This window comes from Dyella sp. Tek66A03 (assembly GCF_052567735.1).
In genome coordinates this window covers 2,712,908-2,736,024 of record NZ_CP199584.1, presented here as the reverse complement: position 1 = coordinate 2,736,024, position 23,117 = coordinate 2,712,908, and the positions used below count along the sequence as shown (strand labels likewise).

At 60.7% G+C, this 23,117-nt stretch carries 23 protein-coding genes; 13 read left to right on the top strand and 10 right to left on the bottom strand.

The genetic code is table 11. The features are described 5' to 3' along the window. Nucleotides 1–116 precede the first annotated feature (116 nt). From ACT01B_RS12060 to gfa, 4 genes are all read left to right on the top strand, one after another. On the top strand, nucleotides 117–1,343 hold the full coding sequence (locus tag ACT01B_RS12060) for an MFS transporter (protein WP_445143501.1): 1,227 nt from the start codon (nucleotides 117–119) through the stop codon (nucleotides 1,341–1,343). Nucleotides 1,344–1,409: 66 nt separating this feature from the next. Then, nucleotides 1,410–2,282, top strand: a complete 873-nt coding sequence (locus ACT01B_RS12055; RefSeq protein ID WP_445143500.1) for an NAD(P)-dependent oxidoreductase — start codon at nucleotides 1,410–1,412, stop codon at nucleotides 2,280–2,282. 333 nt (nucleotides 2,283–2,615) lie between these two features. Next, entirely contained in the window at nucleotides 2,616–3,725 is a 1,110-nt protein-coding gene (locus tag ACT01B_RS12050) for an S-(hydroxymethyl)glutathione dehydrogenase/class III alcohol dehydrogenase (protein ID WP_445143499.1), read from the top strand. Between the two features lie 69 nt (nucleotides 3,726–3,794). Then, the gene (gene gfa, locus ACT01B_RS12045) at nucleotides 3,795–4,373 is read left to right on the top strand and encodes an S-(hydroxymethyl)glutathione synthase (RefSeq protein ID WP_445143498.1); all 579 of its coding nucleotides are present in this window, start codon (nucleotides 3,795–3,797) and stop codon (nucleotides 4,371–4,373) included. Nucleotides 4,374–4,433: 60 nt separating this feature from the next. On the opposite strand, the gene ACT01B_RS12040 is transcribed toward gfa, so the two are convergent. The 4 genes from ACT01B_RS12040 to ACT01B_RS12025 all read right to left on the bottom strand — a co-directional run bounded on the left by ACT01B_RS12040 (nucleotide 4,434) and on the right by ACT01B_RS12025 (nucleotide 7,798). After that, nucleotides 4,434–5,210 carry a hypothetical protein gene (locus tag ACT01B_RS12040; protein ID WP_445143497.1) on the bottom strand — a complete coding sequence of 259 codons (777 nt, stop codon included), beginning with the start codon at nucleotides 5,208–5,210 and terminating at the stop codon, nucleotides 4,434–4,436. 138 nt (nucleotides 5,211–5,348) lie between these two features. After that, nucleotides 5,349–5,714, bottom strand: a complete 366-nt coding sequence (locus ACT01B_RS12035) for a c-type cytochrome (protein WP_445143496.1) — start codon at nucleotides 5,712–5,714, stop codon at nucleotides 5,349–5,351. A 58-nt stretch (nucleotides 5,715–5,772) separates the two neighbouring features. Then, complete coding sequence (locus tag ACT01B_RS12030; protein ID WP_445147475.1) at nucleotides 5,773–7,044, bottom strand: cytochrome C; 1,272 nt, start codon at nucleotides 7,042–7,044, stop codon at nucleotides 5,773–5,775. Between the two features lie 127 nt (nucleotides 7,045–7,171). Then, complete coding sequence (locus ACT01B_RS12025) at nucleotides 7,172–7,798, bottom strand: cytochrome b (protein WP_445143495.1); 627 nt, start codon at nucleotides 7,796–7,798, stop codon at nucleotides 7,172–7,174. A gap of 616 nt (nucleotides 7,799–8,414) precedes the next feature. Here ACT01B_RS12025 and ACT01B_RS12020 point away from each other — a divergent pair. Beyond that, on the top strand, nucleotides 8,415–8,750 hold the full coding sequence (locus tag ACT01B_RS12020) for a hypothetical protein (RefSeq protein ID WP_445143494.1): 336 nt from the start codon (nucleotides 8,415–8,417) through the stop codon (nucleotides 8,748–8,750). 272 nt (nucleotides 8,751–9,022) lie between these two features. Here the strand turns inward: ACT01B_RS12020 and ltrA are convergent, their stop codons facing one another. Further along, nucleotides 9,023–10,264 (bottom strand): group II intron reverse transcriptase/maturase, encoded by a 1,242-nt coding sequence (ltrA, locus tag ACT01B_RS12015; protein WP_445143493.1) that lies wholly within the window; start codon nucleotides 10,262–10,264, stop codon nucleotides 9,023–9,025. Nucleotides 10,265–10,816: 552 nt separating this feature from the next. Here ltrA and ACT01B_RS12010 point away from each other — a divergent pair. Next, nucleotides 10,817–11,005, top strand: a complete 189-nt coding sequence (locus ACT01B_RS12010) for a hypothetical protein (RefSeq protein WP_445143492.1) — start codon at nucleotides 10,817–10,819, stop codon at nucleotides 11,003–11,005. Between the two features lie 271 nt (nucleotides 11,006–11,276). Here ACT01B_RS12010 and ACT01B_RS12005 read toward each other — a convergent pair whose 3' ends face one another. Continuing rightward, nucleotides 11,277–11,981, bottom strand: coding sequence for a hypothetical protein (locus ACT01B_RS12005; protein ID WP_445143491.1), 705 nt, complete (start codon nucleotides 11,979–11,981; stop codon nucleotides 11,277–11,279). A 157-nt stretch (nucleotides 11,982–12,138) separates the two neighbouring features. Between ACT01B_RS12005 and ACT01B_RS12000 the strand changes: the two genes are divergently transcribed. Continuing rightward, complete coding sequence (locus ACT01B_RS12000) at nucleotides 12,139–13,098, top strand: GlxA family transcriptional regulator (RefSeq protein ID WP_445143490.1); 960 nt, start codon at nucleotides 12,139–12,141, stop codon at nucleotides 13,096–13,098. A 101-nt stretch (nucleotides 13,099–13,199) separates the two neighbouring features. Here the strand turns inward: ACT01B_RS12000 and ACT01B_RS11995 are convergent, their stop codons facing one another. After that, on the bottom strand, nucleotides 13,200–14,138 hold the full coding sequence (locus ACT01B_RS11995; RefSeq protein WP_445143489.1) for a LysR family transcriptional regulator: 939 nt from the start codon (nucleotides 14,136–14,138) through the stop codon (nucleotides 13,200–13,202). A 174-nt stretch (nucleotides 14,139–14,312) separates the two neighbouring features. Here ACT01B_RS11995 and ACT01B_RS11990 point away from each other — a divergent pair, with 174 nt between their 5' ends. Next, nucleotides 14,313–15,245: an NAD(P)H-binding protein gene (locus tag ACT01B_RS11990; protein ID WP_445143488.1), complete on the top strand. Its 933-nt coding sequence runs from the start codon at nucleotides 14,313–14,315 to the stop codon at nucleotides 15,243–15,245. Nucleotides 15,246–15,401: 156 nt separating this feature from the next. On the opposite strand, the gene ACT01B_RS11985 is transcribed toward ACT01B_RS11990, so the two are convergent. Beyond that, nucleotides 15,402–16,316 carry a LysR family transcriptional regulator gene (locus tag ACT01B_RS11985; protein ID WP_445143487.1) on the bottom strand — a complete coding sequence of 305 codons (915 nt, stop codon included), beginning with the start codon at nucleotides 16,314–16,316 and terminating at the stop codon, nucleotides 15,402–15,404. Nucleotides 16,317–16,446: 130 nt separating this feature from the next. On the opposite strand from ACT01B_RS11985, the gene ACT01B_RS11980 reads away from it, so the two are divergent. From ACT01B_RS11980 to ACT01B_RS11970, 3 genes are all read left to right on the top strand, one after another. Beyond that, nucleotides 16,447–17,319 (top strand): NmrA family NAD(P)-binding protein, encoded by an 873-nt coding sequence (locus ACT01B_RS11980; protein ID WP_445143486.1) that lies wholly within the window; start codon nucleotides 16,447–16,449, stop codon nucleotides 17,317–17,319. A gap of 90 nt (nucleotides 17,320–17,409) precedes the next feature. Beyond that, nucleotides 17,410–17,799 carry a DoxX family protein gene (locus ACT01B_RS11975; protein ID WP_445143485.1) on the top strand — a complete coding sequence of 130 codons (390 nt, stop codon included), beginning with the start codon at nucleotides 17,410–17,412 and terminating at the stop codon, nucleotides 17,797–17,799. 288 nt (nucleotides 17,800–18,087) lie between these two features. Then, nucleotides 18,088–20,040 carry a M61 family metallopeptidase gene (locus ACT01B_RS11970; RefSeq protein ID WP_445143484.1) on the top strand — a complete coding sequence of 651 codons (1,953 nt, stop codon included), beginning with the start codon at nucleotides 18,088–18,090 and terminating at the stop codon, nucleotides 20,038–20,040. A 216-nt stretch (nucleotides 20,041–20,256) separates the two neighbouring features. On the opposite strand, the gene ACT01B_RS11965 is transcribed toward ACT01B_RS11970, so the two are convergent. Beyond that, nucleotides 20,257–21,108, bottom strand: a complete 852-nt coding sequence (locus ACT01B_RS11965) for an AraC family transcriptional regulator (RefSeq protein ID WP_445143483.1) — start codon at nucleotides 21,106–21,108, stop codon at nucleotides 20,257–20,259. Here ACT01B_RS11965 and ACT01B_RS11960 point away from each other — a divergent pair. Further along, nucleotides 21,010–21,699, top strand: coding sequence for a nuclear transport factor 2 family protein (locus tag ACT01B_RS11960; RefSeq protein ID WP_445143482.1), 690 nt, complete (start codon nucleotides 21,010–21,012; stop codon nucleotides 21,697–21,699). The two genes, ACT01B_RS11965 and ACT01B_RS11960, sit on opposite strands and share 99 nt — an antisense overlap. A 214-nt stretch (nucleotides 21,700–21,913) precedes the next feature. Here ACT01B_RS11960 and ACT01B_RS11955 read toward each other — a convergent pair whose 3' ends face one another. Then, nucleotides 21,914–22,318 carry an integrase core domain-containing protein gene (locus ACT01B_RS11955; protein ID WP_445143481.1) on the bottom strand — a complete coding sequence of 135 codons (405 nt, stop codon included), beginning with the start codon at nucleotides 22,316–22,318 and terminating at the stop codon, nucleotides 21,914–21,916. A gap of 96 nt (nucleotides 22,319–22,414) precedes the next feature. On the opposite strand from ACT01B_RS11955, the gene ACT01B_RS11950 reads away from it, so the two are divergent. Next, on the top strand, nucleotides 22,415–23,092 hold the full coding sequence (locus tag ACT01B_RS11950; protein ID WP_445143480.1) for a hypothetical protein: 678 nt from the start codon (nucleotides 22,415–22,417) through the stop codon (nucleotides 23,090–23,092). Nucleotides 23,093–23,117: the final 25 nt, after the last annotated feature.

Sequence of the window (23,117 nt, the reverse complement as noted above, 5' to 3'; positions counted from 1 at the left end):
TGACCCATGGCAGGGCTAACCAGAGCCTGCCCGGATTTAGCGGCTGTTGGCGACCTTTGACCGTAGTTTTGGTTCGCCGACCTTGCGTCCGCACATGCGCGTGTTGAGTTATTCCGATGTCTATCTCCCCCTCAGTTCTTGATTTAGGCGCGCCGCCAGTCCCGGTTCCGCGTGTCGGCCTCGCCATCCTTGCGCTCGCCGTTGGCGGTTTTGCCATCGGCACGACCGAATTTGCGTCGATGAGCATGTTGCCGCTGTTCGCGCAGGGACTCGGCATCGATGCGCCAACTGCCGGCCATGCCATCAGTGCCTACGCCCTGGGTGTGGTGGTGGGTGCGCCGGTGATCACGGTGCTCGGTGCGCGTTTGCCACGTCGACGCCTGCTGTTGATGCTGATGGCGATGTTTACCGTGTTCAACGGACTCACCGGTCTCGCGCCCAGTTACCACTGGATGCTGCTGTGCCGTTTTCTCAGCGGTCTCCCGCACGGTGCGTACTTTGGCGTTGCTGCCTTGGTAGCCAGTTCGCTGGTGCCCGCGAATCGGCGAACCCGCGCCGTTGGTCAAATGTTCCTTGGCCTCACCTGCGCCACCATCGTCGGCGTGCCGCTGGCCAGTTGGCTCGGCCAGGCCGTGGGATGGCGCTGGAGTTTCGCGCTGGTTGCGCTCTTGGGCACGGCAACCATGTGCGCCGTATTCGCATTTGCGCCGGACACACCGGCCGATGCCAACACCAGCCCGCTGCGTGAACTGGGCGCGCTGCAACGTCCGCAGGTGTGGATCACGCTTGGCATCGGCGCCATCGGCTTTGGCGGCATGTTTGCTGTCTATACCTATCTCGCTGACATTCTGCTGCACGTGACGCACATGTCACTGGACGCCGTGCCTTGGGTGATGGGCGTGTTCGGCATAGGCATGACGTTGGGCACGATGATCATTCCAGTCTTTGCGGATCGCGCACTCCTGCGCACCGCCGCTGGCCTGCTGCTGTGGAGCATGGTGATCCTGGCGATCTTTCCGTCGACTGCAGGCAACGTGCTGGCACTCAGTGCCGCCGTCTTCCTGATCGGCATCGGCGGCGCGTTGGCCACCGTCCTGCAGACGCGGCTGATGGATGTCGCTGGCGATGCGCAAGGTCTCGCCGCCTCGCTGAACCACTCTGCCTTCAACACGGCCAATGCACTGGGGCCGTTTCTCGGAGGCCTCGCCATCTCACACGGTTACGGCTGGACATCGCCGGGTTGGGTGGGCAGTGGTCTTGCGTTGGGTGGGTTGCTGCTGTGCTTTATTTCCACTGCCGTGGAGACGCGCAGCGAGACAGTGATTGTTGCCGGATCCTGCTAGGCGCTGGGCACGCCGCCAGTGCGAGAGCAAGCGTACGCAAGTCAACATGATCGAGAGCATATGCACATGACAGAAAAATCTACCGTTGCAGTCCTGGGCCTGGGTGCCATGGGACACGCCTTTGCAAGCAATCTCCTCAAGCATGGTTTTCCCACGCGTGTGTGGAACCGCAACCGAACCCGCGCCGAAGGTTTGCCAGGAGCGCAGATCTGCGACACGCCACGCCAGGCCGCAGAAGGTGCTGGCGTGGCGATCACGATGTTGCCCGACGGCAAGATCACTGGAGACGTCCTGGTCGGTGCGCATGGTGCGCTTGCAGGCTTGCCCTTTGGGGCCGTCATCGCACAGATGGGCACCATCGGCGTCGAGTCGACCCTGCATCTGGCGCGCACGATCCATTCAGTCCGCCCTGACATCGTATTTATCGATGCGCCGGTATCCGGCACGAAAGGGCCCGCCGAGGAGGCAAGGATAAGAATATTGGCCAGTGGTGACGATGAAGCCGCGAGCGCGATCGGGCCGGTCTTTTCGGCGATTTCCAACAAGACGCAATGGTTGGGTGAGGTGGGCAACGGCTCACGCATGAAACTCGTCGTCAATGCGTGGCTGATCACCATGATGCAGGGGGTGGCCGAAGCCACCCGCCTGGCCGAGACACTCGGCTTCACCACGGACGAGTTCTGGTCGGCGCTGGAGGGCGGCCCGCTTGGAACGCCGTATGCCAAGGCCAAGCTGGACATGATCAAGAGCGGCCGTTTCGAAGCACAGATGGCGCTTGCCTGGGGCCTGAAGGACGCCGGCCTGGCGCTGGATGTCGCCAAAGACAAGCAGATGCCAGCGCTTGAACGTATCCACGAGGTGTGGGCCGATGCAGTGGAGGAAGGGCTCGGCGAACTGGATATTGCCGCTGTCTATCGTCACTTGGGCAAGAGCGCATGACAAGAACAGGGCATGAAGCATCTGAGCATCACTCCCAGGTAAACGGACGGAGCTACAGGGTAGGCGTAGGATGCCGAACGTAACGTCCTCATTGGCGTGAAGAGCGATGGGCTGGCATCTAGCCTCTTGTTGCTGACCGACTACGATCGGGCACGCCCCGTCCTGGCATACATCACCTGGGCCGGTGTGCTGAGCCATTTGCGAGAAGTGTTCACGCGTCTCTCGGCAGCGAATGCGACGCAGAAAAGGGCCACAGATGGCGCCATCTCTCTAGTGCGACCCTATCTCGGTTGCGACTTAACCAACTAATCCATCGTGTACAAGAGGACTGTCATGAAATCTCGCGCTGCTGTTGCATTCGGACCAGGCCAGCCCTTGGAGATCGTCGAAATCGATGTTGCCCCGCCAAGAAAAGGCGAGGTGCTGGTGAAAATCACCCATACCGGCGTCTGCCATACCGATGCCTTCACGTTGTCGGGTGACGATCCTGAAGGCGTATTCCCGGCTGTACTGGGCCACGAAGGCGCCGGGGCAGTGATTGAAGTGGGTGAGGGTGTTACCAGCGTCAAGCCGGGCGACCATGTCATCCCGCTCTATACGGCAGAGTGTGGTGAGTGCCTGTTCTGCAAATCGGGCAAGACGAATTTGTGCGTGGCCGTGCGAGCCACGCAAGGCAAGGGCTTGATGCCTGACGGGACGACTCGGTTCTCCTATAACGGCCAGCCCATCTACCATTACATGGGCTGCTCGACGTTCAGCGAATACACGGTCGTAGCCGAGGTATCGCTGGCGAAGGTCAACCCACAAGCCAACCACGAGCATGTCTGCCTTCTGGGTTGTGGCGTCACCACGGGTATTGGCGCAGTACACAACACGGCCAAGGTACAGCCAGGAGATTCGGTGGCCGTGTTCGGCCTGGGTGGTATTGGCCTTGCCGTTATTCAGGGCGCGCGTCAGGCCAAGGCTGGTCGCATTATCGCGATTGACACGAATCCATCGAAGTTCGATCTCGCGCGCGCCTTCGGTGCAACCGACTGCATCAATCCCAAGGACTACGAAAAGCCGATCCAGCAGGTCATCGTCGAGATGACGGGCTGGGGAGTGGACCACTCTTTCGAGTGCATCGGCAATGTCAACGTCATGCGTGCGGCGCTGGAGAGCGCGCACCGTGGCTGGGGTCAATCCATTGTCATCGGGGTGGCGGGCGCGGGCCAGGAAATCAGCACCCGGCCGTTCCAGCTCGTTACCGGGCGTCGCTGGCTGGGCTCAGCTTTCGGCGGCGTCAAGGGACGCAGCCAGTTGCCCGGCATGGTCGAGGACGCGATGAAGGGCACCATTGATCTTGCGCCCTTCGTCACCCATACGCGCACCCTGGAGCAGATCAACGAAGCCTTCGACCTCATGCACGAGGGCAAGTCGATCCGCACGGTGATCCACTACTGAGTGATCGTCTATCACACGATGGCGCGGCGCCCGCCGCACCAAACCCCATGGGCCACTGAGGGAACCATCATGAGTACAGTCAGCATCCATCCTGCCGTGGACAACGGCATCGCGCCCGAGCAAGCCGGTTTCGCTGGCGGCACCTTGCAATGCCTTTGCCAGCACGACAAGGTCGAAGTCAAGATCGAGGCCCAGACCTTGCACAATCACGCCTGCGGTTGCAGCCAGTGCTGGAAGCCTGACGGTGCGTTATTCGCCGTGATTGCCGTTGTACCGAGCAACAAAGTCAGTGTCGTCGCCCACGGCGAAAAGCTGAAGATCATCGACGATAGCGCGACTATCCAGCGACATGCCTGCAAGGACTGCGGCGCGCACCTCTTCGGCCGCATCGAGAACAAGGAGCATGCGTTCTATGGCCTGGACTTCGTCCATACCGAGCTGTCGCCGCAACGTGGCTGGTCGGCACCGGGCTTCGCTGCGTTCGTGTCTTCGGTGATCGAGAGCGGAACGTCACCGTCGCGGATGTCCGCCATCCGTGGGCGCCTGCAAGAGCTTGGCCTCACTCCCTACGATTGCCTGTCGCCGGCGTTGATGGATGCGCTGTCCACGCATGCGGCAAAGCAGAAAGGCACTTATCGGGAAGCGTGATCGCACGCCGACTGCATGATTGAAGGAGAGCTTTGGTGGCAAGCATCGGCTGCTCCAGGATCAAAAAGACCACGACAGGCTCGCAAGCCAGGGTGAGGCGGCCAAGCCCTTCAACTTTTGTCGGATCACGGGGTCGGTGGCGATGCGGTTCACTTCTACGCGCCAGGCCCTTCGGCTCCAACGTAGTCCCGCTTGGCCATAGTAGTAGGTGCCTGTGTGGTCGTAGTGGTAGCTGGAGTGGTAGGGCGCAATGACGTATTGGGCCACCCCCGCTCCTGCAGAAATGGAAAAGTTCCATGGCAGGGGCCAGCGCACGTTCAAGTCGGCGGCCGGGCGAGGGTCGGCGCTCTTTGCTCCCGGGTAGGCAATGGCGGACACGCCAAGCGTCAGGATATCTCGGTAAATCCAGTCGATCCCCGCCTCGGTGCGATCGTACGTGCGGACCTGTGGGGCGGCGGCGACGTGGTAGTAGAGCAAGCTGCCTTGCATCTGCCAGTCATCGGAAAGCGCCACGTGACGGGACAGCTGCGCCTGTGTCTCGGCAGGCTTTGCCAGCGTCTTCGCCTCGCTGCCCGCCGACACGCCCACTGACCACCCGTTGGGGGAGGACCAGAACAGCGCCGCCTGCACGGTGGGCGTGGCAGGTGTGATGGCCAGGCCACGATCCACCAACTGTGAAGCGAGCGCGACCTCGCCGCTCAGGTCTTCCGACTGAGCAGCGCCAGGCACGACCATGCCTGCCGCGATGGCCAGGGCCAAAATGCTGACATGCGCGCCCGTGACCCTTGAGGCCGGTCGCAGGGCAACCCGCAACGCTACCGCCGCAACGAGCAACATCCCGTGCTCGAAGACCTGGGGGGAGCGGTGCGTCATTCTGTGACGTGCGGTATTCGGGGCCTCGCCAACGGGGGCGATGAGGTCGCGTCAGTGGCTTTCATGGCCTCCAGGCCATCGGAGGGCGTAAGGCGCATGTCATCAGTGCAGGGTGTCCAGGTAAGTGATGAGGTCGTCCAACTGCTTGGCATCAGTCAAACCGCTGTATTTCATCTTCGTGCCAGGGTTTGCCTGCTTGGCTGGCTGCGACAGATAGCCATGCAACTTGTCCGTCGTCCAGACCCAATGGGCCTGCTGCAAAGCATCGGAGTAGCTGTAGTCCGTCACGGAAGCGGTCGTGCGCCCCACAATACCAAATAGGCTGGGGCCTTTTTTGTTGCGGCCCTGCTTGACGGTGTGGCACTCAGCGCACTCGGTCTTGAAGACATCAGCGCCGGCGGCCGCATCACCGGCGCGAACCAGCGAAGAAACCAGCAAACAACCGACGAAAATGGTCGCTGCCGCCATGCGACAAGGATTCGGTCGCAAGAATGATGTAGTCACGCGTTTACTCCTGTACTTGTCTTTAGAAAGCAGCGCTGGCGGAGAGCGTAAAGGCGTTCAGATCGCCCGCATTGGTCACAAGGGTTCCGGGCGGTGCACCGAAGATGTTGTTGGCGCGCCCGTTGAACTTGGTGAAGCGAAACCAGGTGGCGGCGAGCTTCAGGTTGGCTCGCGAGGTCCAGGAGTCGTCCCTGCCGAACGGCGTCCAGTACAGACTCATGAGGTTACTGGTGGTGTCGGGGTCGCCATAGGGCGGGTAGCGCACCGGATCGTGCGAGCCGGTGTTCACCAGATGAGAGACGGTGACGCCGTAGCTCTGCATGAAGGTGTAGGTGACGCTGAGCGTCTGATCGCGGACGTTGGCGCGATCAGACGCGACGAGGTCGGGTGTATTGGGAATGACCAGTTCATTGCCATATCGGCGCTGCTCAAGGATGTTCACGTAGCTCACTTGCACGATGTGCTGGCGATTGCCGAGAAACTGGTAGCTCAAGTCATAGCCCAGGTCGGTGAGGTCGTCTTTGGACGCCGTGCGCGGCAGCTGGCGTTTCGTCGTCAACGCGACCACACCCGCAGAGAAGAACTGGCGCTTGAGGTCTTTCATGTACGCGAAACGAAAATAGCCCGTATCGCTCAGCCTGCCAGGGTCGCCCGACTGCGCATAACCTAGACGATCTTGCACGGAGGTGGGCAAGGCGTTGTAGGTTCCGATTTCGCCATACCAACTGGAATCCAGCAGGCCATAGACGGTGGCGCCAATGACGCGGTTCGCGGGCGCATTGGGGCTGGAAGGATTAAGCAAGGTTCCGGTGACGCCCGGTGGTCCAAGCAGTGATGCGCTCGGCAATGCCGCGATCGGGTCCTCAAAGCCGGGGCTGTTGTTGACGCTGACGCCGATGGTCAGGTCCTTGCCGGCAAGTTTCTGATCCTTGGCGACGAAGCGCAGGTCAAGGTTGCTCAGCCTCGTGTTGTATTTGTCATGACCGATATTGTCGGCCTCGATTTTTGCGTAGCCGCCGAACTGATCGGAAACACGCCCGGCCACATAGAGATCGGCCTCTGTGAGCGCCGAGGAGCTCTCGCCACGCGCCGGAACGTTGTGCGATTCCGTGACCTGGCCGGCCACGGGAATCTTGACGCCATTGCCGTCGGTATCGGTATAGCCATTGAGTTTGAAGCGCATGCCGTAGGGGGTGAGGGCTGGGCCATAGGAACCCGCGTGACAATCGGCGCACGCAGATCCAGTTTGACGCGCATAGGCGGGGATGGCCTGAGCGCTGGTGCTGACCAACATCAGCCAAGCCAGCAGTGCGTACCAGACAAAGACACGCCTGGTGCGGCGACCGCCGCATCGAATCATCAACAACGCCATTGAATCTCCTCGGTTTCAGCAAGATGCGGTAATCGTGTGGGCAGTACGCTTATTCGCGACGTCGCCTTGGTAGCAACACTCGGAGCGCTTCATCGCGTAGGACGAAGTGGTGCCAAAGGGCCGCCCCAACATGCAGCGACACCAGGCCTATCAGCAGCCAGGCGACATCCTGGTGCCACACCAGCAGCGTATCGGCGAAGTCTTCATCAGCCCCCACGAGCGCTGGCAAGGTCAATCCAAACAAGTGCACGGGCTTGCCTTCGGCATTGCTCAACGACCAACCAAGTAAGGGCAGTGCGAGCAACGTGGCATACAGCGCCATGTGCGTAGCCGCTGCCGCGCCGCGCATGATCCATGTCGCACGTCCTTGCGGGGGGCTCTTGCCAAGTCGTGGACGCAGCGCGACGCGGGCGAAGAACAGCATGAGGACGAACAGGCCGAAATGGCGATGGCCTTCCAGCAGCCACGCGCGCGCTGCGCGTCCGTCGACTTCGTCCCGTGTCAGGATCAGCAGGGCGGCCAGCGCCAGGCACAGCACCGTCAGCCAGTGCAGGACCACCCACCTTCTTGGCCGCGTGTCGGCGCCTTCGCTGAGGGTTGGAGGCTGAGATGCTTTCAGGAAGCCACGATCATCGGTGATCCGTGTTGCGTCATCGTTGCCATGTGCCGGAGTCATCGTGTCGTGTTCCTTGCCTTGGAAAGCGTTCGCACAAACACGGCCCCTGCGCCAAACCTGCGCATTCCTGGACCGGTGTTTCTGTACTGAGGGCGGTCGACGGGTGGGGGATATCTACCGGCTAAGTGCTGCATAAGTGCACAGTCGAGTGCAGAAAGGTTGCATCCGGCGATGTGATTCATGCGCGCAGCGCGCGAACGCGGAAGAGATCAGTGCGTCCTTCTTGACGGCGGCGTCGACGCCGTGATGGGCGAGGCGCTGGCCCGCTCATAGGGCATCGTGAGAAGTTGCTGGGCGTCGAGTCCGCGCATCGGCTCACCGGCCTCCTTGCTTTCTGATGCTGCGGTACCGATAGAGACGCCGCAGGTACCTGTCAGCCATCGGGGTACCCCGAAGTCCGAGGACCACAGCAGCCATGTCACGGGAACGGAGGCGCTGCAACGGCAATCGCTGACAGGCAGCAAAGTTGGCCTTTGCTACTTTCAGACCGTCACTCGCGGCGTTCTTTGGTATGGGGCTACGCGAGTGACCATGGCAGCAATGTCATGAGGCGCGGGCCGCAGGTGTTCGAGCACCCACGACCCGCTAACCATCACCAACTAACTGGAAGTTGATCATGGCTGTCCACGATCATACGGTACCCGCACGCCAGTCGTTTCTCGCCTTGGGTGACCCGTTCACCGACTCGCCCGCTGCCGGTCTATCGGCTCATCGTCCACAGGCACCCTCGCCACGCGGCACGATCTTCGACGACGTTGCGTTGGCGCACTACGCGCTTTCGCGACTGTGGTTTGAGGACGAGCTGTATCGAAAGGCGAAGGCAAAGCACCCCAATGCCCAGCCCCTAACATGGCCGCTCCCAACGCTTTTCAAGGACGGAGTAGCCGTGGCGATCCAGTGCCTGGAGCAGTACGCCAAGCAGCTAAGCAACAACCGACCGATGAACGGGTAAGCGCGTCCTTGTGATCGTTCCCGCGGTGCACCGGCCGGTTGGGCGGTGCACCGCACCTTGGTGACGACTTACCCTCCTAGAGGTATTTGCCTTACACGGATCGCCGCCGGCGCTTATCCGCGGATCCGCTGTGCCCTACGCAGAAGTTCCTACTTGGCAACGCCTACGGCCCGCCAACCACCACCCATTTCAACGGTCGAGTAGCCCACGGGAACTTCCCCCACAGGCTCTCACGGAACCGGACGTGACAGTCTCCCGTCATCCGGCTCTTGTCATCCACCCTCACCGAAGATCCAGTGTGGCAGGAGGTTGGGTTGACGTTGCTTGATGCCATTCAACCATTGCCACCCACGGCTCCAGTGTCTCTTCAGTCGTTTGTATTTCCGTAACGCCCAACGCACGAGATAGCGATCGATGGTGAACATGGCTTTGTTTAGTGCAGAGCGGTGGAAGTGGCCGTAATACTGCACCCATCCCCGTAACACAGGACTTAGCCAGTCCACGATTTGTTGGAAGCCCAAATCGCTGCGTCGATGTATCGCCCATCCGCGGACGGTCTGCCGCATCGCACGTGCGGCCTTGGCACTGATCGCGGGTGTGAAGTTGGTGAAAAATTGCCCTCGCCGATTCCGCGCTTCTCTTGGCCGAAACTCGTAGCCAAGAAAATCAAAAGAGCAGCTGACATAGATGCTCTTCCGATTGGCATCTTTGCAATAGACAACCTTCGTCTTCTCCGGGTGCAGTGCCAACTTGCAGCGGGCCAGCCGATCCTCAATGGACTGCCTGAGTGCTTTCGCTTCCTGCTCGCTTCGGCAGTGACAAACGATGTCATCGGCATAGCGTTCGAAGGTGATGCCTGGATGAGACTCCCGCATCCACCGATCAAACACATAGTGCAGAAACAGGTTAGCTAGCAGTGGGCTGATAACCGCCCCTTGCGGTGTTCCCCGACCCGTACTGACGACCTGATTGCCATCGGGCATCTGGACCGGCATGGCCAACCATCGCTCGATATATAACAGCACCCAGGCACACTGGGTGTGCTTGCGTACTGCATGTATCAGTAATCGATGGTCAATGGTGTCGAAGAACCCCCGGATGTCCAGGTCCAGGACCCAGTCGCGTTCCCAGCAGCGCCGACGCGCCACCGCTAACGCTTGATGGGCTGAGCGACCGGGGCGATAGCCAAAGGAATCACGATCGAAGATGGCTTCGAACGTGGGTTCCAGAGCCCGTTTGACCACCGTTTGAGCAATCCGGTCCACGACGGTGGGTATGCCTAGGGGACGCGTTGTCCCGCCCTTCTTGGGTATGTCCACTCGTCGCACCGGTTGCGGTCGGTAGCTTCCCGAGCTCATTCGGTTCCACAGCTTGTACAGATGATTGTTCTCATTCTGCGCAAACTGTTTCAACGTTTGGCCGTCCACACCGGCCGCACCCTGGTTCGCCTTGACCTGCTGGTATGCCTCCCACACTTCCCGCTTGGAAATAACAAAGGGTTTGGCCAGGCTCATGCAAATCCTCCTCTTGCGAGTTGTTCGCTAAGTCCAACCGGGATAACAATGCCCCTTCGGTCCAGTGCCATTACGGCACCTTCCTCCCTACTACGGGCATTTCCGCCCCTGTGCGCCGCATCGGTACTCACCCTCTTGGGGAGGCCTTCCCCTTGAGGTTCTCCCTTCGCATCGGCACGACAGGTTCCCAAGTTCCTTATCAAAGCCTGGATTACCGTCACGTCGCCTTCATGCCGGTTGCCAATCAGGCGGTAGGCAGGTCGCCCCCTGATCTTGGGTCGCGCGCTGCAACTCATCAGCACGGTTTCGGCAACGTCTAACCATTTTTCGACACGTCGACAGCGATTCACTTGCGTTCGTCTCGGTAATCCACACCTGACGTGGTTGTCCACGCCTTTAACTCCAACGCTCACCACCCGAGCTCTTGACTCGCGCAGCTTGGAGGGGTTTGCGATCCACGCCTGTACGTTGACCGCGAGGGGCCTTCCCTCATCTTCGATAAAGCATCGCTAGCTCTTACAGAGCTACGCGTTCTTGGCACACGAGTTGATCATGGCTCAGACCAATCACACGCAAAGCGCGCGCGAGTTCGAGCCCATCGACGACAAGCGTCTCAATCCCTTAGGCCGCATCCACTGGATGTCCGTCAAAATTGCGAGCTTTTCTAGATTTCGCCGTTCCACGTTTAAGGCAGCGGCTTGGCGCTTGACCCTGTCGGATATCAAAACATCGATAGCGTAGACCTGCTTCCTGACGCTTCATTGCAACGGCAATGAAGCGTAATCGGCAACCATCAAACTATATGACCAGGTTTACAGCGCACTTCACTTTCGCGCACGGAATCACTGGAAGTGTGCCAACGAGTCGATTAGAGAGGGTTGCCGGGGGAGGGGAGTGGCCGGGTCTGCACTATTGCTCACTAGTAGATTCTTGGTCGCCTACATGGTGGCTGCACGTATAAGGCTTCGTGCGGCTGATCGAAAGCGCGCAGGAATCAACGCTGGCTTGAGCGTCACCATCCTGAACTCCTGGCAGAACTGCGGGCCAAGAGAACGCGGCTGACTACCGCGACCCAAACGAGGCCGATGAGCGGCGACACGAATCGAGCATAGACACCATCCGGGGCCCAGAACCCACTACTCAGCCACGTGGTGCCGCCCAGCAAGACAAGGACGACTGCTGCGATCCCAGCCACAAAGAGAGACTTCGAGATAAGTCCGGCCCGCCAAAGTCCGAAGGTCCCGGCCATGATCAGCATCGCGCGCGGGAACGAACTCACAACGACGCAGGACCACGCGAAGTCGTTCAGTCCCGCGGTGAGCGCCTGATTTTCAGAGCCTGCAACCGAGTGGGCGAGGGCCGCGCCAACCGTGATGAGCAGGAAAAATAGCCCTCCGACCATCGCGCTGGCTGCGGTCGCCGCCGCCCCCCAACCGCCTTGCCCCGCATTCGCCAACGTGGTCCTTAGTGCCGCCACAAACCACATGAGGTTAAGGATCGCCGGGCCGCAGAACATTGCTGAGATCAGAATCCGGGTGCGATCACCGTCGTAGAACGCGACGAGTGCGTCAGGCGCCGCACCGACCTGCGGCTGAGTGCCGTAGATCGCGTACGCGATGACGAAGAAAACGATGAAGTTGACGCCGCTCATGTGCCACAAGCGTTCCCAGAATACGGGCGTGCTCACGCTGGTGGAGGATGTGGGGTAAGCGCTCATGTATATCTCCTACTGAAAATGATTTCGGAAGCCCGCCGCCTGAAGCTCTCTTTTGGAATTCTTCATCGCGAGATGATTGACATCTCCAATATAGAGGCCCAACTTATGGCGTAAATGACGAACTTCCCTCGTTTACAGCCAAAAGCTGGTGGCCAGCATGAAGCGCATCGGACTCGTGGTTTTTCCCGGTTTTCAGATACTCGACTTGGCCGTCGCTTCGGTCTTCGAGATCGCCAATCTCGCGGTAGCGGCGCCGGCCTATGAGATCCACGTTGTCTCCGAAGGCGGTGGTGCCGCGAAGAGCTCAATGGGTGTCGAGGTCCAGACGGTCACGTTGAACCCGCGCGCGTACGACACGTTGATAGTTGTGGGGCATACCGTCTCGCAACCGTCTTCGCCAAAGCTCATGCGCTTGCTCGGGCGCGCGCTGAAGACCACGCGGCGCATGACAAGCACTTGCACTGGGGCGTTCGTCCTGGCAGAAGCCGGCATCCTGGATGGCCGGCGAGTGACGACGCATTGGAATCGGGCGAGAGAACTGCAGCGCCGCTTTCCAGCGGTTCGCGTCGAAGAGGACCGCATCTTCGTGCGCGACGGCGGAGTATGGACATCCGCCGGTATGACCGCATGTATCGATCTTGCGCTGGCACTCGTCGAGGATGACCTCGGGGCTGACATCTCTCGAGCGGTCGCGAAGAAACTGGTGGTTCACCATCGGCGGGCTGGTGGGCAGTCTCAATTCTCGATGCTATCGGAACTCGAATCGCAGTCGGACCGCATCCAAACGGCATTGACCTACGCCAAGAATCACTTGGAGCAGGACTTGTCCGTGGAGATGCTTGCCGAGGCCGCACACATGAGCCCCCGACACTTCAGTCGCGAGTTCCTGAAGAACACTGGCCAATCGCCTGCCCGTGCCGTCGAACGGTTGCGCGCGGAAACCGCCCGCATCCTCGTCGAGGCCGATAAGTTCACTATCGAGCGTATTGCCAGCAAGACTGGGTTCTCCGACCCCGAGCGCATGCGACGCGCGTTCCTTCGGGTCTTCGGCGAGCCGCCACAAGCCCTCAAACGAGCCGCGCGTTCACGTCACATCGCGGATTCGATGTCGATGTGAGCAGGCGCTGCTTCGGCGGGCCGCACGCCGGTGGGCCCTTCATCTCGTTGAACTCGGCTCGATTGACATCGGAGAGCCCAACGAGGGCGTGACTTCTAGGGTCAGGTCGAAGGCCGCGGCGTTAAGCGGTGACCTAGACCAGCGCCAGTGGCCTTGATCGCGGCGGGCACTTGCCGGCGCAGCCAAGCGTGCGCGGGGTCGGCTGTGTGGCGCGGATGCCATGCCATTACCACCGTCTCGCCGCGCGGCAGAAACGGCAGCGGTACCACGACGAGGCCAAGGCCGGGCGCCATCGCTCGCGCCAGACGTTCGCTCAGAGTGGCGACGAAATCACTGCGTGCGGCAATGACGGGCGCCGCACTAGCGTTCGCCACGGTAACCACAACGCGACGCGCCAGACCGAGCGCAGCCAATGCGTCGTCGACTGGCGAGGGCGCCCCGGGGCGCCGCTGCACATCGACGTGTGTCTGCGCGACGTACCGGCGCGGGGTCGCGGGACGAGCGGCGAATGGGTGGCCCGCGCGCACAACTGCGATCAGCGCTTGCGGGTACAGGTCAATGATCTCAATCTCTGGATCGCGTGGTTTGAATGTACCGATGTCCAGATCGATGCGACCGTCGCGTAGGGCACCAAGGTCATCATGTGTCTCGGTCACGAAGAGCAACTGAGCGCGCGGCATCTCTACTGCCAGGGCGGCGCCGAGAGCCGCGCCGAAAGCGATGGCAAAGCCGTCCGGTGCGCGCACGACGAAGGTGCGCTCGGTAGCTGCTAGATCATTTTCGCGTGGCGCCTCTACCAGCCCGGCGGCCTGAGCTATCCACTGCGCTACAGGCTCGCGCAGCGCTACGGCGCGCGGCGTAGGCACCAAACGACGGCCAGCGCGCACCAGAAGCGGGTCGCCGGTCAGTTCGCGCAGGCGTGCGAGTGCATGGCTAGTTGCCGGAACGCTGAGGTGAAGGCGCTCGGCGGCGCCGGTAACGCTACCCGCTGCTAGCAGCGCATCCAGCGTCCGTAGCAGGTTCAGGTCGTATGTTTTCATGCGGTGCAATATACGCTTCAAAAGATTGCACTGTTCAAGTGGGTTCGGCGGGCCCAGGCTAATGCCATCGTCAGGACGCGGCGCGACCCGAGATCTTTCGACTTGTGTCGCAAGACCAGCGCGCGGTACGGCGTTCAACCCAATGCATTCGTCCCCCAGACTCCTGGTAACGCCATGACCTCTTCAGAACACGACTTCCCCATTCTCGTCACTGGCGCCGCCGGTGCGGTCGGCGCCATCGGACGCCACGTCACCGAGATATTGCTGGCGCAGGGCCACAAAGTGCGCGCTATGGTTCGACGAGAGGACGCGCGAGCGGAAGACCTGCGTCGCCTCGGCGCCGAAGTGATCGTGGGTGATCTGACCGACCTTGATTCGGTGCATCACGCTGTACAGGGATGCAAGCGCATCTACTTCGGCATGTCGGTCTCGGACGCCTATCTCGAGGCCACCGTCAACATCGCCGCGGTCGCGCGCCACCATGGCGTCGAGGCCTTCGTGAACATGTCGCAGATGACGGTCTCGGAGATGAGCATCACCGAAACCACTGAGAGCCCTCAACATAAGCTGCACTGGCTTGCCGAGCAGGTGCTGTCGTGGTCTGGCCTGCCGGTTGTCACGATGCGGCCAACGGTGTTCATGGACGGCTTCTTCCTGAAGACCACTGCGGCGGCCGTGCGCGACAACGATGCGCTCGTGCTCCCGCTCGGCGGAGGTCGCACCGCGCCCATCTCGGCGGTTGATGTCGCGCGGGCTGTCGCCGTGGTGTTGCACGAGCCCGCCGGGCACATCGGTCGCATTTACAACCTCACGGGACCTGAGTCGGCGGACATGACACGCTTTGCCATGATCTTTTCCGAGGTACTCGGGCGGACCATTACCTACCGCGATGTACCGGTCGCCACCTGGACATCAAAGCTGCGCGAGCTCGGCCTTCCGGCGCATCTGCTGGCCCATCTCGCCGCGATGGCGTACCTCCACCAACACGGCCGCTACGACCGCATGACGGATGACTTCATCAGACTGACCGGCCATTTACCGAGCAGCATGCGCGAGTTTATCCAGGCGCACGCCGAGGAATTTAAGCAGCCGACAGACGCGGTCTGAGTTCGGGTAGCTCGCTGCCGATCCGTTTCTCAACGAGGGATGGCGGGGCAGCCAAAGTGAACGATGCTAAGGCCCGCTTTCGACTGCAACTTCAGACGGTCGCCAAACCGCACCGTTCATTCCGTAGCGGCCACGGGGAAGAGCGATTAGGGATAGTTATCGTGGGTGGGGCACGGGATTCGGCAGGTAGTCCTCCGGCTTGAACTCCCTTCGCATTCGCTGGGTAGCGAAATCGACAAAGGCGCGAAGTTTCGGCAATGACTGACTTCGGCTTGGATAGTAAAGGGAAAGTCCGGGAACCTCGACACAATAAGGTTCAAGCACAGTCTGCAGATCTCCACTTTCAAGATGCGACATCACGAGCGAGTGCGGCAATTGGAAGAGCCCAACGCCTCTCAGTGCTGAGCGAATGCAGGCCTCGATGTCGTTGATCACAAGAGGCCCCGCGACTCCCACCATGATGCGCTCACCATCGACGACAAATTGCCAATGATCGAGGGCTCGCACGGACTGACGGAGCAGGATGCAACGGAAGTTTTGCAGATCATACGGAGACGACGGTCGGCCATGCTTCTGAAACAAGGCCGGGGCGCCAACGACAACGAAGCGCTCGGGTGGCGTCAGCCACACCGCGACCATATCGATCTGGACGAAATTTCCGAGACGTATTCCCGCATCGAAACCTTCTTCGACGATATCGATCGGACGATCCTCGCCCACCAGTTCGAGTTCGACGTTTGGGTGAGCGTCGAGAAAGTCGGGCAGCAAGCGATTCACCAGCAGCGGCAAGGTTGGCCTGGGCACATTGATGCGTAGTCGGCCGGTGATCTCGCCGCCCAAGCCACTCGCGGCGTCCAGCCCAGCCGTGAGCATGTCAACTGCCGGGCGCGCGTGAGCCAGCAGGCGTTCGCCCGCTTCGGTCAGCCTGACGCTTCGCGTCGTACGGGAAAAGAGGGGCGCGCCAACCCGTCCCTCCAGGTTGCGTATCCCCTGGCTGACGGCGGACGGCGTGATACCGAGATGCCGTGCCGCAGCGCGGAAGCCTTGGCACTCCGCCACGGTCAGAAACATGACAAGCCCATCCAGATGGGTGCGGTCGATTGTTAAGTTCATCTACACAGCCCGTTCCGAATGTACCCCGTATTCGAATAATAGCGCAGGAGCTACCGTGGGGCGGTCGAACTAATTAAGGCGAACACTCATGTTTTTGGTTATGGGAATTACGGGAAAAGTTGGCGGCGCGACGGCAACTCATTTGCTGGCGCAGGGCAAGAAGGTGCGTGCTCTGGTCCGTGACCGCGCGAAGGCGGCAAGCTGGGCTGACCAAGGCGTCGAACTGGTAGACGGCGACTGGAACGATGCGCTCTCCATCGAGCGGGCACTCAAGGACGTTGACGGCGCGTTTGTCATGTTGCCTCCGATCTGGGCTCCCTCGCCGGATTTCAGGGAAGCCAAGGGCGTCGTGGCGAACTATGTGGAGGCCCTCACAAAGGCGCCGGTGCCCCGGGTCGTCGCGCTTTCGTCGATGGGCGCGAACAGAACCAGCGGGATGGGACTGATCACGGCACTGTCGCTTCTGGAGCAGGGTTTTCGCGACCTGACATTGCCGATCGCCTATGTGCGAGCCGGCGGGTTTTTCGAAAACTTCCTTTACGGCTTGCACGTCGCCGGTGGCGGCACGCTGCCCGTCTTCTACAACCCGACAAATCGGAAATCGACCATGGTCGCGACTGACGACATCGGCGCCAAGATCGCAACGCTTCTGAGCGGACCGGCTTGGTCGGCGCATCGGTTCATCGAACTCGGTTCGATGGTGAGCGCAGATGAAGTCGCGGCGCAACTAGGTGAAGTGATGAAGCTCGACGTTAAAGCCGTCGCCGTTCCGCGGGCCGGTTGGCCGGGTGCATTCGAGCAGTTCGGCATTCCAAGGGGTCAGTCTGGCCCGGCCGAAGCCATGTATGAGGCCGTCAACGCCGGAGGGATGGACCTCGGGGTCGAAGGTACGGAGCACGTCGCGGGCGCCACGTCCGCTCGCGATGTTTTTGCGGCGGCCAAGAAGGCAACTGCTGCGTAGACCCGCGGATCCGCCATCGATGCGACTTTCAGAATCTACGCCGAAATCCGCATTCCAACGGCAGCAAACCCATCATCTATGGTTAGTCAAATGTCCAAAACCTCCTGGCGCCAAGTCTTACCCTTAGCCCTTGCCGTTTTCTTCGTCGTCGGCTCCCTCAGCAACATCTTCGCTCCGGGATCGATCTACCAGGAATACCTGAAATGGGGGTACCCGCGCTGGTTCCATTTCGTGACCGGATCGCTGGAACTAACCGCTGCCATGCTGATTATTTGGGCGCCGAGTCGCCTGTTGGGCTCCGCGCTTGGCTGCACTGTCATGTTGGCCGCCATCGCGACCGTCATCATCCACGGCGACTACGGGCACGCTGTACCGCCGCTCGTTGTGGCGACTTTCTCACTGGTGGTCGGTTGGATAAGTTGGCGCAAACGGGTGGCATTACCAGCCATCGATCAGTACAAGCGGCACACGGGCATCTAGGTCACGGCGCTCTTCAACCGGACTGCCCGAGACGTCACACCTTCTGTCCAAATCTTATGGGACGGCGGTCGCGTAACGCGGCGTACGGCCTCACGGGCCGGCGCGTTGAAACAACGTTAATCCATTTCGAATCATTTCACTAAATCGAACCTGGCATGGCCGATACGGCATTCTCGAATACCGCGCTTCTCGCCTTTCCTCATGGAGAGCGCCTCAGCGCATGAAGCCCATCCACACCTACGAGTCCGGTCGCACCTGCCATGTCGACTGTGACCAGGGAGAACATGCGTGAAATTCTTGATGACAACGATGGCGCTGGTGGCGTCGCTCGTCGCGGCCGATCGCGTCGCTGCAAACGAGGCGGCCGGTGGTTGGCCGCTTCCGCAGGCGACACCGGCACCCGTGCCGATCGCGCCCCCACAGGATGTCGCCTATCCCGGCACCCTTCGCCTCGAAGTGGACGCCACCGACGCTATGCGTGGCATCCACCGCATTCACGAAACCATTCCCGTACGCGGAATGAAGCAGCTGACGCTGCTGTTCCCCCAATGGGTTCCGGGCGATCCGGTGCCGCCCAAGGTGCTCGACCAGGTCGCAGGGCTCGTGTTCAATCTGGGCGGGAAGCGCCTGCCATGGCGACGCGATCCGGTGGAACAAGCGGCGTTCCATGTCGATTTGCCTCAGGGGGCACAGGAAGTGGACGTCGATTTCGAGTTCCTCTTCCCCGCCAGCAGTGCGATCGGGCCGGTGTTATCAACACCGACGATGGTGGATCTGCAGTGGCAGAGCCATGTACTCTATCCGGCCGGCTATTACTCGCGCCGCATCCAGGTCGCCCCCGCCGTGACGCTGCCTCATGGCTGGCAGTTCGCTTCGTCGCTCGAGGGCGCCACTCGTGTCGGCGATGTCGTGCGGTTCTCTCCCGTGTCGCTCGATGTGCTGGTAGATTCTCCCGTCATGGCAGCGCGCTGGATGAGGCAGTACGTCCTCAGTGACGACCCGGTGCCGGTACGACTGGACGTCGCGGCCGATACGGAGTCCGACCTCGTCGTGCCGCCCGAGGTTCTCGGCAAGTACCGTCGCGAGGTCGCACAGGCCTACAAATTATTCGGCGGCCAACACTACGATCATTACGACATGCTGGTCTGGCTGGCGAACGACTTCGGCCCAGCCTACTTCGAGCAGAGTCGCTCAGGGGAGAACGGCTTTCCTGCAGCGTTCTTCAGTGGTCGATCGCTTGGCGTCCCGTTTCACGGCTTCGTCCATGCGTGGAATGGCATCTTCCGCGTTCCTGCGACGATGTGGACGGCGAATCTGAACGTCGCACCTCAGGACTCGTTGCTCTGGGTGTTCGAAGGCTTGACGATGTACTGGAATGGCGTGCTCAACGCACGCTCGGGCGTCGCCAGCCGGGAGGATGCGCTCAGGAGCTGGGAGTCCACCGCATCGGCATATGCAAACCGGCCTGGACTGCAGTGGCGGACACTGCAGGACGCGTCCGAGCAGGTGCTCATCCAGCACGGCAACAGCATTATTTATCCGGAGGGGCGCCTTCAGCCTTGGCCAGATTGGCAACTCAACACCCTCGACGCGTATTTGCAGGGCCAGTTGATCTGGCTGGACATCGACACGCTGATCCGCGAACGCAGCAACGGCCGCAAATCGTTGGATGACTTCGGGCGTGGCTTCTTCGGGATCCGCAACGGCAGCCGAGTCCCCGCGCCTTACACGTTCGAGGACCTCGTCGCCGCGCTGAACGCCGTCACGCCGTACGACTGGGCATCCTTCCTGCGCGCGCGGGTAGACAGCGTCGGCATCGACACGGATCTCGACGGCATCACGCGCGCCGGCTACCGGCTGACTTGGAGCGACCAACCGTCAGGCGCCCTGCAAGCCAGCGAGACCAAGAGCGGTGGGGCCAGCCTCAGCTTCTCGGTGGGCGTCGATCTGAACAAGGACGGCGAGGTGACAAGCGTCGTCTGGGGCAGCGCAGCTTGGCGCGCAGGCTTGGTCGTCGGCGCGAAGGTCCTCTCGGTCGACGGCCAGCCCTATCAGGCATCCGTGATCAAGTCAGCCATTTCGGCGTCGCGCGCCGATCGTCCGATCGAATTGCGGATCGCACGAGGTCAGACGGAGCACTCGCTTTCGCTGACGTGGAAAGGTGGTTTGCGCTACCCACATCTGGAACGGGTGCCAGGAACACCGGACTTGCTCGACGACATTCTGCAGCCCAGGCCGTGAACCAGCCCACGCCTCGACAGACGACAAGCTTCAACCTGATGATCGCAAGACAGTGCTTCCTCGGCGGAAGGCCCCGAGCTGCGGGTGCTACAGCCAAAAGCCTGGAAAGCAGCAATTAATGCGGCAGACGTCGTCGACACTTCTTTTTCGCAAAGGCCTGGCGCATCTTTCGCGACCTGCACAGAATCGGTGCGGCAGAGTTCGTTGGGCCATGCACTACTTTGAGTCTAGATATTCGCCAGGAGAGCAACCGATCATTTTTCGGAAGTCGTTGTACAAGTGCGCCTGATCGAAGTAACCCATGTTCTGTGCGAGTGTCGCACCCGCTACGGGCTCGCCTGCCGTGAGTTGAGTGAGTACGTCATAGACGCGATAGCGCTTGATGACCCAGCGCGGGCTTGCGCCTATATATCGATGGAATAGTCGCTGGAGTTTCCGCTCTGGCAGACCAAGACGGGCGACGAGATGCTCCACGCGTGTAATCGCGCCATCGTTCGCTATGGCCTCAACGATACTGCATGCGACTCCCACGTTAGGGTCACGTGCGGGCAAGTGGGCGATCAGGAAATTGGCGGCAGCCTCCACCATGGCGTGATCATCGTTGCATGTCAGTACGCGTTGCTCAGCCGATACCGCATCGGGGAAAACGTGTTCTGCGAGCACAGACGAATTGGCGATCGTACTGATCGGCTTGCCGAAGAAAGGATAGAATGCGCCGGCCCGAAATTTGATGCCAAGAATGCTGTCCTGATCTTTCAATTCACGCGCAAAGCGACGCAACTGCACGCCGTAGATCTTCGAACGGCCGGGTGCAAAAACGAGATGTACGTTTGGATGCGGAAGCACGACCCTCGTCTGCGGTGAGCACCCCCGAAGATTCCACTTTTCCAGCCAGAAATGTTCGACCCAGCCGGCCAGTTCATCCGGTGGCGCATGGCGCCTGTGCTGGTAAGTGCCCGGCGAAGGCGAATGGTGCAATACACCACAGCCCTGTCCAAATGCACCCCGGTCAAGCAGGCTGCCGGGGGCATCCTGTCGCGTATTCAGATGTCGGCTTTTTCCAATCATCTTCGTGTGATTCGCGATGGAATAAGAAGGCGGCTCCGCCGGGGCGCAAGGATTACGTTGTTCAGCGATGCGAACCCTTCATGGCGCTCATCCTACTACCGCGCGAACCGAGAACTCATGCTTATGAAAATAGTCACGATGCTTCTTCTTTCCTGCCTGGTATGTGGCGTAACCAGGCCGTCATTACTAGCAGTGGCAAGTCCGGTTGCTTCAGCCCCCGGCACGTCGGAAGTTGAGCCAAAAAGGACGGTAGAGTTGAAATTTGCAGCATTCAATCGACACGACGCCGCTGCTATCGACACCCTCTATGCCAGCAATGCCATCCTGCGTAGCCCCGACTACCCTGAGCTTCTTGGCAACTCGAGGATCGCCGATACCTACCGTTGGATTTTCGACGCCATACCTGACGCCAAAGACAGCATCGTCACCATCGAAAGTACGGCGAACCATGTTTACGTTCAGTTCGTCCTGTCCGGCCATCTGAAAGGTGCGGAAAACAAATCCATCAACGTCCGAATCATGTCGGTTTACACGGTCAAGGATCACTTGGTGGTGAGTGACTCAACCTACTACGATCGAAAGACGCCGTAGCCAAGGCAGTTTGCTCTACTAACCATGCCTGTACCATTTTTTGTTCACCATCTTCCGACCCATCTCCGAGCACGCTATCTGGTCTTCCTGGCGGTTGAACTGGTATTTCGCCCGCCCTGCCTGCGTTGCAGTGACTTACTTGGCGCTCAAGTAGGTCCGTCCGCGAGTGAGAAGTGGCCTGATGGACCGCGGCCGGTTTCGTGGACACCTTAAGTTAAGCGGCTTCAGCCTCAGCCGCTGCTGGCGATCGATAGCCGTTGGACGAGTGAAGGCGCTGGCGATTGTAAAAGACCTCGATGTACTCGAAGAGCACGTGGCGAGCGTCCGCGATGCAGGCGTACCGACGCAGCACGCCGATCTGGCACTTCAAAGTGCTGAAGAAGCTCTCGGCCACAGCGTTGTCCCAGCTTCCGCGCCGGCTCATGCTGGCCTGCATGCCGTGACGGGCCAGTTCGTCCTGATAAAGCTGGCTGGTGTGCCGCCTGACGTCGCAACCCAGAGCGGACCCCATTGCCACCGCTGCCGTGTATAGAGGCTCATGGGGGGCGATGGGCGCTTTTGACCCGATTGGGTATACGCCTTTGGTGTCCTCAGCCTCCTCCACGTCCTGCATTTTCATGCCGTTCCAACGTCCTCTGAGTAACCATCAAGCACTTTCGGGCGAAACAACCGTGATCCCCGCCTGATCCGTTATCTCTACTGGAGGTTGTTAATCATGAAAGCTAGCTATTTGAAACAAAAACTATGGTTTGCCGGTATGGCCATCGCGATGTCGGCCGCCGTACCCGCGATCGCAGCGGAACCGGCGGTGCATGTGCGCGGAACCGTGACGGATGTGACGGCCGCTGGCTTCACCGTGCAAACGGCGACAGGCACGCAGAACGTCGCGATAGGTACCGACACACATATCGCTGGTGTGGTGCCGAGCAGTCTCGACGCGATTCAGCCAGGTTCGTTCATTGGTTCGGCGAACGTGCCGCATGGGGCGTCTGCCAACGCACTGGAAGTGGTGGTGTTTCCGCCGGCGATGAAGGGCACGGGCCTGGGTGATTACGCCTGGGATCTGCCCGCCCATGGTGGCGGTGGGTCGGCCATGACCAACGGCACCGTCAAGAGCAGCAAGGCTGGCGCCGGTTCGGCCATGCATTCGGCGATGACCAACGGCACGGTGAAGACGGCTACGGGCAGTGGTGCACGCACGCTGGTCGTCGATTACGGCTCGGGCGAGAAGACGATCGAAGTGTCAGCGACTACGCCGGTAGTGACATTCGCGCCGGCTGACAAGAGCGCCATCGTCAAAGGCGCGCGCGTGTTCGTGGCGGGCAAGCCGGGCAACCCGGTTGCTGCCGGATTCGTCGCCGTCGGGCTGAACGGTACCGCGCCGCCGATGTAACACTCGATGCGTTGAAGCCATCGTA